This window comes from Paracoccus zhejiangensis (genome assembly GCF_002847445.1).
Lineage (GTDB): Bacteria > Pseudomonadota > Alphaproteobacteria > Rhodobacterales > Rhodobacteraceae > Paracoccus > Paracoccus zhejiangensis.
Genome location: NZ_CP025430.1, coordinates 1542732 through 1559019 on the forward strand (window position 1 = coordinate 1542732; position 16288 = coordinate 1559019).

The following is a 16288-nucleotide window of genomic DNA, read 5'->3' on the forward strand; positions in this document are numbered from 1 at the left end:
CTTCCTAAAACTCTCGGATGAGAGCGGCCCATGCCGTTTCGCCAAACTCCACCGTACCGCCAAGCGGGCGCACACCCTTTAGCCGCCCTGAGTCCTCGTATACTTCGGAGGCGAGCAGCCGATTGCCTCTCCAGTGCAGGCCCAAAGCCTCAAAGCGAATTCCGGATGCAGGGCGCCATTTGCTCATGTGAGCGGGATACGCCTAGGACCAAACGACTGCAATGGGCTGATGGTGTTGAAAAACTCGCCGGCGATCTTCGCCCTGGAATGGTGCCGCACGTCCTCTTCGGGGAATTCCTTCCATGCATGGCGTGCGCTTGATCGGCTTCTTCGGCCGATCTGCATCGCAGTAGTGTATGTCGGGCAGAGCTTGGCCAATTTCCGGAGGTCCTGGGCGGTGGCGGCGAGTGTGAACTCGTCCTTCACTCCCAATGGTCCCCTCAGCCGCAATCGGCTGAGCCCCAGGATACGTTTCAGATGCGCGAAGAGCATCTTAACCTTCTTGCCCCGCCTTGAGGCCGTCTCGTTGAAGGCAGACGCCGTGCAGGTTCGGGCGAACTCGCGCACGATCTCGTATTTGCCGCGTTGCAGGCTGCGCGTTTCGCTGTTCGGGCAACATTGCGCCTTCAATGGGCAAGCTTGGCAGTCGGCTTTCGAAGCGCGATATCTTCGTGGTTTCATCTCGGCCGAGAAGCGCGCCGGATCGGAATAGTTCCGTCGCCTGTGCCGCAGCTCCTTACCTTCCGGGCAGATGTAGCGGTCAATTACTTCATCCCAGGTGAAGTCGGAACGTGACAACGTGCCGTCCGTGCGCTCGCCTTTGTCGATCACCGGGATGAAAGACAGGATCTGCCGCTTCAGAACGATCTCGACCAGGCTCTCCTCAGAACCATTGGCCGTATCGGCGGCCAGCCAGGCAGGGCGAATATCGAAGCGTTCCGCCGTGCGATCCAGCATCGTAAGCGTGGAGCCGACCTCGGCCTGCCGAACCGAACGGGTCGCTTCGACATCCATGATGATCCCGTGATCCGTGTCGATCAGATAGTTGTCCGAATAGGCGAAGAGGCAGGCCCTTTGCGTGCTGCCGTCCACTGACTGGGGGGATCGGCATGGGCCGTGAACTTGAGTTTGACGGGCGTGGCTGCGCCGAAGGCTTCCTCATCGAGCGTGTCGAGATACTCGCGCACCGCCCTGGGGGCCTCCGGCGGATCGACGGTTGAGGCATCCCATTCGCTCTGGCGACTGGAGCTCTGCTTCTGGACATCGGCGCTGATCAGGCTGGCATCGACGGCAAAGCCCTGACCGCCAACCAGGCCATGGGCGATGCACTGCGCAACCACGCGCTCGAAGACGTGGCGTAAGATATCGCTGTCGCGGAACTTGCCATGTCGAACCTTCGAGAAGCTCGAATGATCCGGTACCTTGTCCTCGATCCCCAGCCGGCAGAAACAGCGATAGGCGAAGTTGAGGTGCACTTCCCGGCAGAGACGCCGCTCGGACCGCTGCCCCATGACATAGCCGATCACCAGCATCCGGATCATGAGTTCAGGATCGATCGAAGGCCGCCCGGTATGGCTGTAGAAGTCGCGCATCTCCTCGTGCTGGTCCACCAGATCCAAGAAGCGGCCGACACCCCGAAGGAGATGGTCGGACGGGATGTGCGTCTCCAGATCAAACTCGTAAAACAGCCGGGCATGAACCTTTTGCTTTCCAAGCATCGCAGACCCTCCAGATCCCTGTAAATCAAGGGAATCAGAAGCCTCAGCCCCGATCAAGGCCACAGTTTTTGAACAGCATCGGCTCACTGCCGACCTGCGGCGCTGCGGCAATGTTATTCAACCTCGGCCAGAGCCGTTCGGTATGGTCGGCCCAAAGCAGTCGAGCGGCTGCCACTTGATCAACGTCCTTAAATTTTCCGATTTGGACAAAAAACAGGATGTTAAGCTCGGCACTCTATTTATTCGGAGCACAACACATCGATGATTGTTGGTAGATATTTGAGCAATGTGCACGATCGCTCTCCTTCTCATGTTCCGACAGCCCCGCATATGGTTTGGCGAGCTGCCGATTCCACTGGGCAACGAGCTCTGCCGGAATTAGCAGGCTTCCATCTGGCTGCTGACGCCCCTTGCCGTGCATATATTTTTGCCAAAGCGACCACCGCTCGTGCTCAATATTCGCTAGATCTTCCAGAGCTCGTTGTAGGGCGTCTTCAATCTCTCTCCGTTTCATTTGCCGCCTATATCAGTCCCTTTGCCGCAATGCTTCTATAGCGCTCCCCAAGAGCAGTTAGCCGAACGGTTTTCGACTCCATCGCCGCGTGCCACATGTGCGGCACTCCCTCGGGGATCAACAAGCCGACACGATTGAAATTCTGTAGCATAAGGCCGGGGTTTCCGTCGTCGATCTATACCACAAGCATGGCGTCAGTGATGCCACCGTTTACAAGTGGAAGGACAAGTATGGCGGCATAGATGTCAGCGAGGCCAAGCGGTTGAAGGGGCTCGAGGACGAGAACGCGCGTCTGAAGCGGCTGCTGGCGGATGCCATGCTGGATAATGACGCGCTGAAGGACCTCCTTGGAAAAAAGTGGTGACGCCCGCCGGGAAACGGCAAGCGGTCGTGCATCTGGTGAAGGTCCACGGGATGAGCGAACGGCGGGCGTGTCGGATGATCGGCTCTTGTCGGATGACCATGCGCTACGAGGCGATCCAGCAGGACGACCCCGTGCTGCGGGAACGGTTGAAGGAGTCGGCGCGGGTGCGCCGTCGGTTCGGCTACCGTCGTCTGCATGTGTTCCTGCGGCGCGAGGGCCATGCGGTGAACCATAAGCGCCTGTTCCGCATCTACCGCGAGGAACGGCCGCTTGTCCGCCGCCGCGGTGGCCGCAAGCGGGCGATCGGCATGCGAGCCACGATGGCGGTGCCGCTGATGCCGAACCAGCGCTGGTCGCTCGACTTCGTATCCGATCAGCTGACGGATGGTCGTCGGTTCAGGATCATGTGGTTTCCCTGTGACGGAGTGTCACCGCACCGGCTTACGGTATTGCCGTGAGGCATACCGCGAGCGGGCTGCAAGGTCCCATAGAATTGCCGTACAGAAACCTGATAAAACCTGACATGCTCGGTGCCCGCTACGTCATGGGCTGTCACATGCCATCGGGCCGAGCCTGCCGTAATGATGCTAGCAAATAGTGACTTTCGAGGTGCGGGCGTATGTCAGATGGGGGCGATCGAATGCCTGAGCAGATGTTGACCCAACAACCCGCGTCCCAGAACAATTTTTTTCCTCTGAATGCACTCGCAAGCCGCGCACCATGCGGCAAAAGTGGCAGGGCATGAAAAGTGTGTTGCAGGTTCGCGGCTTGGGCTGGTCCGCTCGTGCGAACCTGTCGTATCTCATCGCAAACAAGCGCAAATGGCATGGCGGGCTTGTTGGTGGGCAAATCTCAATAACGTCTGAATTTTTCAATAAAATCAAGTACGTTTGGCGGAGAGGAAGGGATTCGAACCCTCGAGACGGTTCCCCGCCTACACACTTTCCAGGCGTGCGCCTTCGACCACTCGGCCACCTCTCCGTCGGCGGGTGTAGCGTGGTGGCGTCAGGCGCGCAAGACCGGGATCAGAGCTTCGAGATGCGGTTTTGCAATTCGGCCAGTTGCCGGCGGATCTCGACCATGTCGTCGCCGTCGCCAGCACCGTCGGCAGCGGGCGGGGATTGGGGCGCGGGGGCGGACTTACCCTTGCGGGCCGCGGGCATCGGGGCGGCTTCGGCCTCCTCGGCCTCGTCCGGGTCAGGCCCCGAGGCACCGCCGCGCCAGCCGCCCATCATCGCCTTCAGGAACATCTGCTGCTGGCGCTGCAGCGCGTCGAAACCTGGCATCTTGGCCATCGGGTTCGGCATGGTCGCCATGTTCTCCATCATCTTCGACTGGCCCTCGCGCAGCATCTCGAAGCTGGCGGCCAGGAATTGCGGCACCACGGATTGCGCCTGGGTAGTATAGCTGCGCACCAGGTCGGTCAGCACGTCGATGGGCAGGACATTCTCGCCACGGCTTTCGTGATCGGCGACGATCTGCAGCAGGTATTGCCGGGTCAGGTCATCGCCGGTCTTCAGGTCGACGATCTTCACCTCGCGGCCCTCGCGGACGAAGACCGCGATATCCTCGAGCGTGACGTAATCGCTGGTCTCGGTATTGTAGAGCCGCCGGCTGGCATAGCGCTTGATCAGCAGCGGCGTTTCGGTTGCGGCCATGGACTGAGCCCCGTCTTGATGCATTTGCAGCATGATGGGCGCAGTGCAGCGAAAAGGCAAAAGAAAAGCACCATTTTGTCGCAGCGTGCCACGGGAGTGTAGCGCGCTGGCACGGGGGTGCGGCGCCGCGGATTCCCGTTGCGACGGCGCGCGACACTGTCATTCTGGTGGCCACAGCCGCGCGCGAGAGGAGAAGCCGATGACTGACGCCACCGCCGAACTGACCATCTCGCGCCTGATCCCGGCCCCGCCTTCGCTGGTCTGGCGGGCCTGGAGCGATCCGGCCATCCTTGCCCGCTGGTGGATCCCGGCGCCCTACGCCTGCCGGGTGGTCAAGCTGGACCTGCGGCCGGGCGGGGGCCTCGAGACGCTGATGCGCGAGGGCGACGGCCCCTTCCAGCCCCATGTCGAGGGCTGCTTTCTGGAAGCAATCCCCGAGCGCCGGCTGGTCTTCACCACGCAATTGGCCGAGGGCTGGCGGCCGATAGAACCCTGGCTGGCGCTGACGGCGATCCTCGATTTCACGCCCGAAGATGGCGGCACCCGCTATGCCGCCCGGGTGCTGCATCGCAGTGCCAATGAGGCGCAGAAGCATGACGAGATGGGCTTTGAACCCGGTTGGGGCGCGGCGCTGGATCAGCTGGCCGCCACGGTCGGATCGCTGGGGTAGAGCCGCTGCTGCGGTTGTAATTGGTTTGATGGAGTTGTGACCCATGATCTTCGTTCTTTTGCATGTGCTGATCGTCATTGCCGTGGGCCTGCGCATCCTGTTGCGCCAGAACCGCCAGCCCGATTCCCGCGCCGCCTGGCTGCTGGTCGTGATCGCCCTGCCCTATATCGGCGCCATCGCCTACGTGCTCTTGGGTGAGACCGATATCGGCCACAAGCGGGTCGCGCGGATGCAGAAGGTGATGGCCGGCCTGCCCCGCCCGGACGCCGCGCCGGGCTGGGACGCGCCCGGGAACGCCGCCGCGATCCCCGAGCTTTACCGCCCGCTGTTTGCCGTCGGCCGCTCGATCAGCGGCTATGCCCCGGTCGGCGGCAACAGCGCCCGGCTGATGGCCAATTCCGATGCCGCCATCGACGAAATGGTCGCCGATATCGACGCGGCCCAGGATCATGTGCACCTGCTCTTTTACATCTGGCTGACCGACCACAACGGCACCAAGATGGTCGAGGCGATGAAGCGCGCGGCGGCGCGCGGCGTGACCTGCCGAGCGATGGTCGATGCCATCGGCTCGCGCGACATGACCCGCAGCCCGGACTGGGCGGCGATGACGGCGGCGGGGGTTCACACGGCCATCGCGCTGAAGACCGGCAACCCGCTTCTACCCTTCCTCACCGGGCGGATCGACCTCCGCAACCACCGCAAGATCGTCGTCATCGACAATCGCATCACCTATTGCGGCAGCCAGAACTGCGCCGATCCGGCCTTCCTGCCCAAGGCAAAATTCGGCCCCTGGGTCGATGCGGTCATGCGCTTCGAGGGCCCGATCGTGCGCCAGAACCAGCATCTCTTCTGCAGCGACTGGATGGTCAATGTCAGCGAGGACCTGTCAGCGCTGCTGCGCCAGCCGATGCCCCCTGCCCATGCGGGCTTCACCGCCCAGGCCGTCGGCACCGGCCCGACGGTACGCCATTCCGCCATGCCCGAGATGTTCGAGAACCTGATGTATGCCGCCCGGCGCGAGCTGTTCGTGACCACGCCCTATTACGTCCCCGACCGCGCCATCCAGGCGGGCCTCTGCGCCGCCGCCAATCGCGGCGTCGACACCACCATCATCTTCCCCGCCCGCAACGACGATTTCGCCGTCGGCGCCGCCAGCCGCAGCTATTATGAGGACCTGTTGACGGCGGGGGTGAAGGTCTGGGAGTTCCGACCCGGGCTTCTGCACACCAAGTCGATGACGCTGGACGGCGAGATCACCCTGATCGGCTCGGCCAATATGGACCGCCGCAGCTTTGACCTGAATTACGAGAACAACATCCTGCTGGCCGACCCGGCAACCACCGCCGCGATGCGCGCGCGCCAGCAGGACTATCTGGGCCAGAGCCGCGAGGTGACGTTGGCCGAGGTCGAGAACTGGGGCATGGGCAGAAGGCTGTGGAACAACACGCTGGCGATTGCGGGGCCGGTGTTGTGAGCGACACCGCCCGTTCAGCAGACGCAACGTTGACCCGCGACCAACGCATCTTTTGCTGCCGTGTGACCGGCACTGATCCCGACCGCTGCCCTGGCGAGACCGAGAAGATTTTTCCCTATTGGAGCTTTACCAAGACGGCGATCGCCATCTGCGCCCTGCGGCTGGTCGAACAGGGCCTCATCGATCTCGATACCCGCCTGCCCGGGCGACGGTTTACCCTCGGCCAGCTTCTGAACCACACAGCCGGATTGCCTGACTATACCGGGCTTCCGCGATACAGGCAGGCAGTCGCGAACGATGACGAGCCGTGGTCTCGCGACGACCTTGTCACGGCTGCGATGGCGCAGGGCGTGCTTTTCGAACCAGGGGCCGGCTGGTCCTATTCGAATCTCGGATCCATGTTCGCCCGCGAGTTGATCGAAGAGGTTTCTGGCCGCCCGTTCTCGCATTTGGTACAGGACCTGATCTGCCGCCCCCTTGACTTGCACAGCGTGGAACTTGCCCTGACGAGAGCACAGTTCGCCCAAGTCCATTGGGACGCCGCCCGCAGCTATCATCCCGGCTGGGTCTATCACGGTTGCCTTGTCGGAACCGCGGCGGATGCCGCGAGGTTGCTGCACGGGCTATTCACCGGCAGGCTTCTCGGTCCCCGAACACTAAACCGGATGCTGGACCGCGTCCCCCTCGGCGGGGCCATCGAGGGACGACCCTGGACCGAATGCGGTTACGCCCTTGGCCTGATGAGCGGTCAATGGGACCGGATTGGACGCACCATCGGCCATTCCGGCGGCGGTCCCTTCAGCGTGAATGCGGTCTATCACTTTCCGGATCTTGACGACCCGGTCACCGTGGCGAGCTTCACGGATGGACAAGACGAAGGCCTCGCCGAATTCGCCGCGATCGGCTGCGCCGGCAGGGGCTGACCGCTTCGCTACGCGCCAGCAGCTTTCCCAAAGAAAAAGGGGCGCTTGCGCACCCCTTTTCCCGAAACATCCGTCTCGCGCAGCGATTACTTGCTGGCAGCGGCGGTGGCTTTCTTGACAGCCGACTGAGCTTCTTTGGTCGCTTTTTCAGCGGCTTTCTGAGCGTCGGCAGCGAAGTCTTTGCCCGAGGACAGCATCAGGTCGACGGTGTCCATCTGGACTTTCTTGGCGACTTCGGCGAAGGCAGCCAGGTGCTCGGCGGCCAGCTCGGCCGAGGCCGAAGCGAAGTCGGTCACGGCTTTGGTGTACTCGGCCGGTTCCTGCTTCGAAGCAGCCAGCTCGCCAACGCGGGCGATGCTGTCCTTGGCCCAGCGAGCCGAGATGTCGGTCGAACGCTCGGCAGCTTCCAGAGCCACTTTCGACAGTTTCTCGCCCAGCGCGCTCTGCGACTTGAAGGCTTCGGTGAAGGACGAGGTGTCAACCGGGAAGTTGGCGAACATGTCCTGGAAGGCTTTGGTGTAATCGGTGGTCTTGGCCATGATGGTCTCCATTAGAGGTGCGGTTCGACCGGGTCACTGCCCTAAACCGCTGGGGGTTGTTCGTCTGTGAGGCCAATATGAATGCTGCGCCGCGGCATTTCAAGTTTTTTTCGCTGCAATGCAGCAAAATCTTGCCGATACCGCGGCGGCTGCGGGCCAACCCCCTGATCAGTCGTCGCTTTTCGCACCGCCCCGTTCATGGACATAGGTGCCGGGCGCCGGGCCATAGCCCTTGCCCGGGTCGCGTGCGGGAATCATCTCTCCCGATCGCTCCTCCAGCCATTTGCCCCAGAGCGGCCACCAGCTGCCCTCGCGGAAGGTGGCGCTGTCCTTCCAGCCCTGATCGCCATGGCCGAAATCGCTGCCTCCGGCATAATGGCCGTATTTCTTCTTCGAGGGCGGGTTGACGATCCCGGCGATATGTCCCGATTCCGACAGGATGAAGCGCTTGTCGGGGCTGCCCATCTGCGCCACGCCGCGCCAGCAATCCTTCCACGGCGCGATATGGTCAGTCTCGCAGGCGACCGAGCAGAGCGGCAGGGTCACGTCCGACAGCCGCACCATCTCGCCCAGAACGGGGAAGCCGTCGCCGGCAAAGGCGTTCTGCTGGCAGAGGCCGCGCAGGTACTCGATGGTCATCTTCGCCGGCAGGTTGGTGCTGTCGCCGTTCCAGAACAGAAGGTCAAAGGCCGGCGGCGTCTCGCCCATCATGTAGCTGCGGATGGCCGGACCCCAGACAAGGTCATTGGCGCGCAGGAAGCTCATCGTGCGCGACATGATCTGCGAGCGCAGGATACCGTGGCGATGCACCTCGGCCTCGATCCCGTCGACGAAATCATCCTGCAGGAAGGTGGTGAACTCGCCCTGGTCCGAGAAATCGGTCAGCGTGGTGAAGAAGGTGGCGCTGTTCACCCGCGTGTCGCCACGCTTGGCCATCAGCGCCAGCGTCAGCGACAGGGTGGTGCCGGCGATGCAATAGCCGACGACGTTCAGCTTTTTCTGGTCGGTCAGGGTCAGTGCCTTCTCGAACACGTCGAGATAGGCCGAGACATAGTCATCCATGCCGGTCTCGGCATAGCTGGCATCGGGGTTCTTCCAGCTGACGACGAACAGCGTATGGCCCTGGTCGACCAGCCAACGGATCAGGCTGTTCTGCGGCTTCAGGTCGAGGATGTAGAACTTGTTGATCCAGGGCGGGAAGATCACCAGCGGCAGGGCATGGGCCGATTCCGTGGTGGGCTTGTACTGGATGAGTTCCAAGAGGGGCGTGCGGTGCACAACCGTGCCTTCGGCCGTGCCGATATTCTCGCCCACGGTAAAGGCGTCGCGGTCGGCCAGCGAGACCAGCATCTCGCCGCCATTCTGCTCGACATCGCGGACCAGGTTCTCCAGCCCCTTCACCAGACTCTCACCCTCTGTCTCGACCGCCTTTTCCAGCGCGTCCGGGTTGGTGGCGAGGAAATTGGTCGGCGCCATCATGTCGATGATCTGCCCGGTCAGCCAGTTCAGCCGCCGCCGCGCCGTCTCGTCGGGCATGTCCAGATCGGATGTCGCCGAGGACATCGCCTTGGCGTTGATCTCGTATTGCCGGCGCACGAAGCTGAAGAAGGGATGGCTACGCCAAAGCGGGTTCTTGAAGCGCTTGTCCTTCGTCCCTTCCTCGTCCTCGCTTGGCGCGGCGCCGCGCGCGAGCGCAGCCTGCGCCTGCGCGTAATGCTTCAGCGTCTCGCCCCAGAAATTGACCTGCTGGCCGATGATCCGCGAGGGCTGCTCGGTCAGCGTCTTCATGAAGGCGCCGGCTGTGGCGACATAGAGATCGGGCCCCGGCATCTCGACCGAGGGGTTGGGCATACCGCGCTGCGACATGGCACTGACCAGCCGCTGGCTCAGCGTCTCGATCCGCTCGAGGTTCTGGGTCAGGTTCTGTGCCGCGAGCGAGCCGTTTCCGGGCATCAGCCGGGCAAAGGCCGATTCCATCGCATCGGTCGCCGCATCGGTCGCGGAGGCGGTGGCGCCTTCAGCCTTGGCCCCGGCGGCGGGCTTGGCCTGCTCGGCCACGGCCTCGCTGGCGCGGGTCGAGGCGGCTTCGGCCACCTCTTTCTCCGGCGCAGCCACGACCTTGGTCGTAGAGGCCCGGCGCGCAGCGGGCTTGGCTGCGCTGGGTTTCGGCGCAGCGCTGGTCTTGGCCGGCTTGTCGGTCGACTTGGCTGCGGTTTTCCGCGCCGGTTTCGACTCTGCCGCCTTGCTTGCGGCCGGCGAGGCCGGCTTTCGTGCGGCCGCTACCCGTGTCTTCGCGACACCACCGGAGGTTTTTTCTGCAGTAGCAGCCTTGGCTTCTGGTCCCGTGGCGCCCCTGGCGGCCGATTTCGCCCCGGTCTTCGCGGTCGAGCGGGCGCTTTGAGCGGATTTGCTTGCAGACTCGGCAGATGATTCTGCCGGCTTCGCCGCAGCGCGGCGTTGTGACGCAACGTCACTCTGATCCGAATTTTTCACTTTTTCCTTCAGGGGCTTTGCGGATGTTGCGGCAACGCCGCGCTGCCGCGACACTTTAGTACTGGACCCGTCGCGCTTGCTTGCCATGGAACAAACTCCCCCCTAACCTCTCTAGGATCATATGCGCAGAGCGCAGGAACCGTAAAGGCGGGTTTCCGCAACGAAACCCGGCAAAACAGCGGCGAATCCGGCTCTGCAGCGCAGAAAGGGGACGACGTGGCGACCAAGAACATCAAAGGGATCGTTTCCTACGACGCATTGGAAACGATTCGAAATACCAATGAATGGCTGGGTGCGACCACCCGAGCCTTTGCGTCCTACCCCACCTTCGCGCTGATCCCCAACCCGATGTTCCGCGTGCTCAGCGCCTGGGGTAGCGTGGTCGAGCGCAGTTTCTCGCGCATGGTGGTCAAGCCCGATTGGGAAATCCCGCCGATCGCCGGCGAGGACGGGCAGGATCACATCGTCTATGTGGAGCCCGAATTGCGGCGTCCCTTCGGCGATCTGGTCCGTTTCCGCGTTGCCCGCCGCAACCCGATGCCGCGCAAGGTCCTGCTGGTCGCACCGATGTCGGGTCACTATGCCACCCTGCTTCGCTCGACCGTCACATCACTGCTTCCGGACTGCGATGTGTATGTGACAGATTGGCACAATGCCCGTGACATCCCGGTCAGCAAGGGGAAGTTCGACATCGAGGACTATACCGGCTATCTGGTTGATTTCATCCGCCATCTCGGCCCGGACACCAATGTCATCGCGGTCTGCCAGCCGGCCCCGCTGGCGCTGGCCGCGACCGCGATCCTGGCCGAAGAGGACCCCAAGTCGCAGCCGCGCGCGCTGATCCTGATCGGTGGTCCAGTCGATCCCGATGCGGCGGCCACCGAGGTCACCGATTTCGGCAACCGCCTGACCATGGGCCAGCTTGAACACCTGGCGATCCAGTCGGTCGGCTTCAAATATGCTGGTGCCGGGCGCATGGTCTATCCGGGTCTGGCGCAGCTCACGTCGTTCATCGCCATGAATGCCGAGACACATGTCAAGGCCTTTGCCGACAAGGTGCTGGCCGATGCGCGTGGCGAGGGCAGCGAAAGCGACAAGCACAACCGTTTCTATGACGAATATCTGGCGGTCATGGACATGACGGCCGAGTTCTACCTCTCGACCGTCGAGCGCATCTTCAAGAACCTCGAGATCGCCGAGAACCGCTTTACCGTCCATGGCAAGCAGGTCGATATCGGCAAGATCAGCGATGTCGCCATCATGACTGTCGAGGGTGCCGAGGATGACATTTCGGCTCCGGGTCAATGCGTTGCCGCGCTGAAGCTCTGTACCGGCGTGCCGGCGGCCAAGAAGGTCCAGCACCTGGAAGAGGGCGCGGGCCATTACGGCATCTTCGCCGGCAAGAGCTGGCGGCTGAACATCCGCCCGCTGGTTCTCGACTTCATCGACGAGAACATGGGACGTCCGCATCGCCGTCGCGCCGGTCTGCGTCCGATCGATTCCGGCAAGGATGGTACCGGCCCGGGCGGCCCGGCCGATACCCACAAGATGGCAATCTGACGGGATCTTGGCCTGACAGATTTATCGGGCGGCCTCGTGCCGCCCGTTTTCTTTTGCGCGGCCAGCCCAGCACAGTTCAGGCTCGCGCGCAGCCAGTCCGCGATGATCCCGGTGACCGGGCCGGTCATGCCCGGCGAGACGATGTCGCCCGCAATCACATGCCGCGACGGATCGTCACCCGGTCCCGGCACCATCGGGGCCTTGGTGACCGGGCCGCCCCAGCCCTGCGCCACCCGCATCGCCGCCGCCGGATCGACGACCTGATCTGCCTCGGCCCAGATGAACAGGGCGGGTTGCTTGGCCGCGGCGTAGTCTCCGCCCCGCGCGTGCCGCACCCGCGCCGCCATCGGCAGGACCGAGACCGTGGGATAGCAGCTGGTCCAGGCTGCCGCGTGATCGGGACTGCGCGGCTCGAAACAGCGCGTCTCGCCGGCGACCCGCGGCAGCCACCAGCGCGCGAAGGGCCAGGTCAACAGCTGCACGCCCCGTGCCTTCAGTTGGAAATTGCCAGAGATCAGCACCACCCCGTCGATCCCCTGCCCCAGCGCGGGATCGCGCGCGGCCTCCGCCGCCAGCGTCGCGCCGGTCGAGGTGCCGATGACCACCACCCGCCGCCCCAACCGCTGGCCGACCGCAATGGCCTCGGCAGTGTCGCGCCACCAGTCGGCCACGCTGGCCCCGGCCAACGCCGCGCCATCCTGTCCGTGCCCGGTCAGTCGGGTGATGAAGAGGTTCGCCCCGAATTCCGCCGCCAGCCGCTCGGGCACCGGTGACAGCTCCCGTGGCGAGGCCGAGAAGCCGTGCAGATAGACGATCGACAAATCGGTTTGCATCCCCGGCTCACCGGCCCAGATGAGCCTTGCGGCAACATCCGGCCGGATCCCCGCCTCGCGCGCGGTCAGCCAGCCATCCAGATCACCCGGCAGGTCCACCGCCACCGGCTCGAGCCGGACCGGCTCGCGCGGCCCAAAGAGCCACAGCGCCAGCGCAACCAGCGCCAGCAGCAGGATAAGCTTGGTCACGACCTGCCCCGCCGGTCAGCCACGCGCCAGCACCTCCTCTACCGAAGCGGCGATCAGCGCCAGGTTGTCCGGGGTCGAGAAGCGGTGATCCGCGCCCTTGACCAGCGCGAGCCGCAGGTCCGGCCCCTCGGCATGGTCCAGCAGCCGCAGCGCCCAACCCATCGGCACGTCCGCATCCGCCGTGCCCTGCAGGAAGCGCACAGGGAAGGGCAGCGACAGCGGGCTGCGCAGAACCAGCTGGTTTCGGCCATCCTCGATTAGCCGGCGGGTGATGACATAGGGTTCATCGCTGTACTCGCTTGGCAGTTCGATCCGGCCGTCGCGCATCACCACCTCGCGCTGCGCCTCGGTGAAACCGGCCCAATAGCCATCCTCGGTAAAGTCCGGTGCCGCCGCCACGGTAACCAGCCCCGCGATGCGCTCGGGCATGGCACGCGCCACCACAAGGCTGATCCAGCCGCCCATGGAACTGCCGACCAGAACCTGAGGCCCCTCGGTCCGCTCGGCGATCACCGCCAGTGCATCCTGAAACCAGTCACCGATGCTGCCGGCCTCGAAATCGCCGCTGCTTTGCCCATGGCCCGAATAGTCAAAGCGCAGGAAGGCGCGGCCCTGCGTTGCGGCCCAGTCCTTCAGGAACAGCGCCTTGGTCCCCTCCATGTCGGATTTGAACCCGCCCAGAAACACCACGCCCGGTCCCTGCCCCGGCATATACTCATGGGCGATGCGCCGCCCCTCGGGTCCGTTCAGGAAATCAACCATCGTCCATCCTCTTTCCGACCCGGCGCTGGCATCCGTGTCTTGCTGGTCTCGGGGGCGTTCGCCCCGTCTTTCGGTCATGTTGACTTTCCGCGCCACAGCGCGCAAGACGCCCGCCGACATAACCCGCAACCGGGCGTTGCGCATCGGCACATATTCAGGCCTATAATTTTATTGGTTATTTTTCCATAAAATCAGTAAGATGCACTCTATTTACACCCTGACCACTCACCTCTCCTGATCCCACCTGACCCCCGCAATATCCCCATCCAGCAGTGACGGATCAGTGACGACTATAGAATCGGAGGACGGCATCACTTATGTTGAACGCGTCGGGCGGCGCTACCAACACCGCCCGACTGACACGACCGCTCTTGCTAAGGACACCGGCCATGCCATCACAGACATCCGATTTCCGCACCGCCATTTCAACCCTCGCCGTCAGCGCACGCGAGGACGGCATCGATCCGCGCGACATCGCCCGCGCCTTGCTCGAGGCCGCGCTCTCGACCGGCATCCGGCGCGAACTCCGTTCCACGGTCTCCGCTGCACTTGAGCAGGCCAAGGGTGCCCCATCGCGCGAATTGACCGACCTACAGTGCCGTCGCCTCAGGGCGGGCCAACGCCTCACCGATCCGCAATATGCCGGCCTGGTCCTCGTCGCCTCGACGCGTGGCTCACGCTGGATCTACCGCAGCCAAGCGAATGGCAGGCAGCGACAGGCGACCATCGGGCGGTACCCCGCCATCAGCCTCGCTGAAGCGCGCGAAAAGTGGGCAGTCATGCGCAGCGAGGGGTTGGACGTCAAGTCAGCGGACACGCGCTCCACGACGACGCTGGAGGCGCTGGCGGACAAGTTCATCACCGCCCAGCAAGCCAAGGGCCGCCGCTCATGGCAGCGGACACAGAAGGTGCTGGCGAAGCATTTGCTCGCCCATCACGGCGGCATGACGCTGGGCGAGGTGGCGCCCGAGGCCCTCGAGAACTGCTACTTGCACCTCATGGATACGCAGCCCGGAGCCGCACACAACATCAAGGCCAGCATCAGCGCGATGTTCGGCTGGGCGCACGAGCAGCGCCTCTTACCGACGGGCATGCAGGCCATGAAGTTGCGGAAAGCGCCCAAGGCGCAGGTGAAGGAATACTACCCCGGTCCCGCCGACCTTCGGACGATGCTGGGCGGTCTCGCCGGAATGAACCCCGCCGATGCCGCGATCATCCGTTTCCAACTCCTTACCGGAACGCGCATTAGCGAAGCCCGAGAAGCCGTCTGGTCCGAAATCGATCTCTCCGAACGCCGCTGGACTATCCCCGCCGCGCGAATGAAGGCCAAACGTCCCCATACGGTCATGCTCTCCAATCAAGCGCTAGCGCTATTGACCTCGCAAACGACCCGCGAGGGCCGGATCTTCGGTCATCGCGCGCACGAGACGACCATCAAGGCTTGGGCCAAGCGCCGTGCGGAACTCAAGCTACCCGACGAGTACGGCACTCACTGCCATCGCAAGTCGCTACTGACATGGGTCGCCGAGCATGGTGGCGGGCGCGACATCCGTGACCGTCTGAGCGCCCATAGCCGGGGAACGGACAGCGACAGTCATTACCAGCTCTCCACCCTGAACCGCGAGGCGGGCGAATGGTGGCAGCGGTGGGCAGACCGCATCGATGCTATCGAAGAGGATGGAAAAGTCGTGCTATTCGAGGAGGTTCGGGCATGAGCGGGTCCTCCGACGACCGGAACAAAATGACACCAGAGGAGCTGCGGGCCGCATTACTCCGGTTTGCTCAATCTTTGCCCAAGCCGAAGCCTTGGAAGCCGAAGGTGCTGAGCAAGTATCAAGACGGCAGTGAAGAGGTATCGACCCACGACTGGATGCGCCTCAGATATGAGAACAGCGAGGGCGGGGAACTGGAGGCCGCTCGCAGGGAATGGGATATCGCGCGGCATGTCGCTGAAGAACTGCAGGTCGCGCGGCTGGCCGGGCGCAACAAGCAACGGAAGGAGGTTGCCGCGAAGACGGCAGCCGGAATATTGGCTTATGTCCGGGACAACCCGCGCGGTGCCACTCAAAAGGCAACCTACCGTGAGGATGTCGGCAAGGCCTGCGGCGTCAGCGGTCGGACGGTTTTCGATGTGCTGAAGAAAGCAGGAATTACAATCTGATTCGTCCCTGGGTTAAAGGCCGCGAACCTCGTTTGTGCAACGCCATCGGTACTGCACAGCTATTTTGTGAAACGCCCTCGGTGTTGCACAAAATAGCTGTTCTTCAGCTGAAAAATCGTGCGTAGAGAAGGGATCACCCGACATTCAGCGAAGGTGATCCACCATGCCAATCCCCGCAAAATCAGGTCCAAATCTGACCCGACGCATCCCACCCCGGAGCGAGGCGGTCGCCGATGCCGACGCCACTATCAAGGAGTTCTGCGCCGAGGTGCGCTGCTGCCCATCCTACGCGTGGTCGCTGATCAATGCCGGTGATGTAGTCGCCTACAAGGTCGGAGCGAGAGTCAAGATCACCCGCGCCAGCATCAACGCGATGAAAGAGCGCAACCGCATCAAGCCGAGGGGAATCCTCGCCTGAGACGAGTCCGCC

General features: G+C 63.2%; 12 protein-coding genes, 1 tRNA gene and 3 pseudogenes. 9 read left to right on the top strand and 7 right to left on the bottom strand.

What is annotated here, in order from left to right:
* Positions 1–360: 360 nt before the first annotated feature.
* Positions 361–1718 (bottom strand): annotated as a pseudogene (locus CX676_RS07645) (transposase); the annotation flags it as partial.
* Positions 1719–2380: 662 nt separating this feature from the next.
* Between CX676_RS07645 and CX676_RS07660 the strand changes: the two are divergent.
* Positions 2381–3003, top strand: a pseudogene (locus CX676_RS07660) (transposase); the annotation flags it as partial.
* Positions 3004–3487: 484 nt separating this feature from the next.
* Here the strand turns inward: CX676_RS07660 and CX676_RS07665 are convergent.
* A tRNA-Ser gene (locus tag CX676_RS07665) sits at positions 3488–3577 on the bottom strand.
* A gap of 44 nt (positions 3578–3621) precedes the next feature.
* Positions 3622–4254, bottom strand: a complete 633-nt coding sequence (gene phaR / locus CX676_RS07670) for a polyhydroxyalkanoate synthesis repressor PhaR (RefSeq protein ID WP_101752093.1) — start codon at positions 4252–4254, stop codon at positions 3622–3624.
* Between the two features lie 199 nt (positions 4255–4453).
* Here phaR and CX676_RS07675 point away from each other — a divergent pair, with 199 nt between their 5' ends.
* The 3 genes from CX676_RS07675 to CX676_RS07685 are packed head-to-tail and all read left to right on the top strand — an operon-like array spanning position 4454 to position 7321.
* Complete coding sequence (locus CX676_RS07675) at positions 4454–4924, top strand: SRPBCC domain-containing protein (protein ID WP_101752094.1); 471 nt, start codon at positions 4454–4456, stop codon at positions 4922–4924.
* Positions 4925–4967: 43 nt separating this feature from the next.
* The gene (cls, locus tag CX676_RS07680) at positions 4968–6398 is read left to right on the top strand and encodes a cardiolipin synthase (protein ID WP_101752095.1); all 1431 of its coding nucleotides are present in this window, start codon (positions 4968–4970) and stop codon (positions 6396–6398) included.
* Positions 6395–7321, top strand: a complete 927-nt coding sequence (locus CX676_RS07685; RefSeq protein ID WP_232816613.1) for a serine hydrolase domain-containing protein — start codon at positions 6395–6397, stop codon at positions 7319–7321. Before cls ends, CX676_RS07685 begins: the two co-directional genes overlap by 4 nt.
* A gap of 86 nt (positions 7322–7407) precedes the next feature.
* Here the strand turns inward: CX676_RS07685 and CX676_RS07690 are convergent, their stop codons facing one another.
* Entirely contained in the window at positions 7408–7860 is a 453-nt protein-coding gene (locus CX676_RS07690) for a Phasin (RefSeq protein WP_101754206.1), read from the bottom strand.
* A 168-nt stretch (positions 7861–8028) separates the two neighbouring features.
* Positions 8029–9813 carry a class I poly(R)-hydroxyalkanoic acid synthase gene (gene phaC, locus CX676_RS07695; protein ID WP_232816642.1) on the bottom strand — a complete coding sequence of 595 codons (1785 nt, stop codon included), beginning with the start codon at positions 9811–9813 and terminating at the stop codon, positions 8029–8031.
* Between the two features lie 196 nt (positions 9814–10009).
* Here phaC and CX676_RS22925 point away from each other — a divergent pair, with 196 nt between their 5' ends.
* Entirely contained in the window at positions 10010–10261 is a 252-nt protein-coding gene (locus CX676_RS22925) for a hypothetical protein (protein WP_232816614.1), read from the top strand.
* Positions 10262–10569: 308 nt separating this feature from the next.
* Entirely contained in the window at positions 10570–11913 is a 1344-nt protein-coding gene (phaZ, locus tag CX676_RS07700) for a polyhydroxyalkanoate depolymerase (RefSeq protein WP_408634482.1), read from the top strand.
* A gap of 269 nt (positions 11914–12182) precedes the next feature.
* Here phaZ and CX676_RS22930 read toward each other — a convergent pair.
* Positions 12183–12746: pseudogene (locus tag CX676_RS22930) on the bottom strand (alpha/beta hydrolase); the annotation flags it as partial.
* Between the two features lie 204 nt (positions 12747–12950).
* Complete coding sequence (locus tag CX676_RS07710) at positions 12951–13697, bottom strand: alpha/beta hydrolase (RefSeq protein ID WP_101752098.1); 747 nt, start codon at positions 13695–13697, stop codon at positions 12951–12953.
* Positions 13698–14086: 389 nt separating this feature from the next.
* Between CX676_RS07710 and CX676_RS07715 the strand changes: the two genes are divergently transcribed.
* The 3 genes from CX676_RS07715 (at position 14087) to CX676_RS07725 (ending at position 16276) form a co-directional block, all read left to right on the top strand.
* Positions 14087–15412: a tyrosine-type recombinase/integrase gene (locus CX676_RS07715; protein ID WP_198590303.1), complete on the top strand. Its 1326-nt coding sequence runs from the start codon at positions 14087–14089 to the stop codon at positions 15410–15412.
* A complete protein-coding gene (locus tag CX676_RS07720) occupies positions 15409–15858 on the top strand; it encodes a hypothetical protein (protein WP_101752100.1) in 450 nt (149 codons plus the stop codon). The genes CX676_RS07715 and CX676_RS07720 overlap by 4 nt, the downstream gene beginning before the upstream one ends.
* Positions 15859–16021: 163 nt before the next feature.
* Positions 16022–16276 carry a helix-turn-helix domain-containing protein gene (locus CX676_RS07725; RefSeq protein ID WP_101752101.1) on the top strand — a complete coding sequence of 85 codons (255 nt, stop codon included), beginning with the start codon at positions 16022–16024 and terminating at the stop codon, positions 16274–16276.
* The last annotated feature ends 12 nt before the right edge of the window (positions 16277–16288 follow it).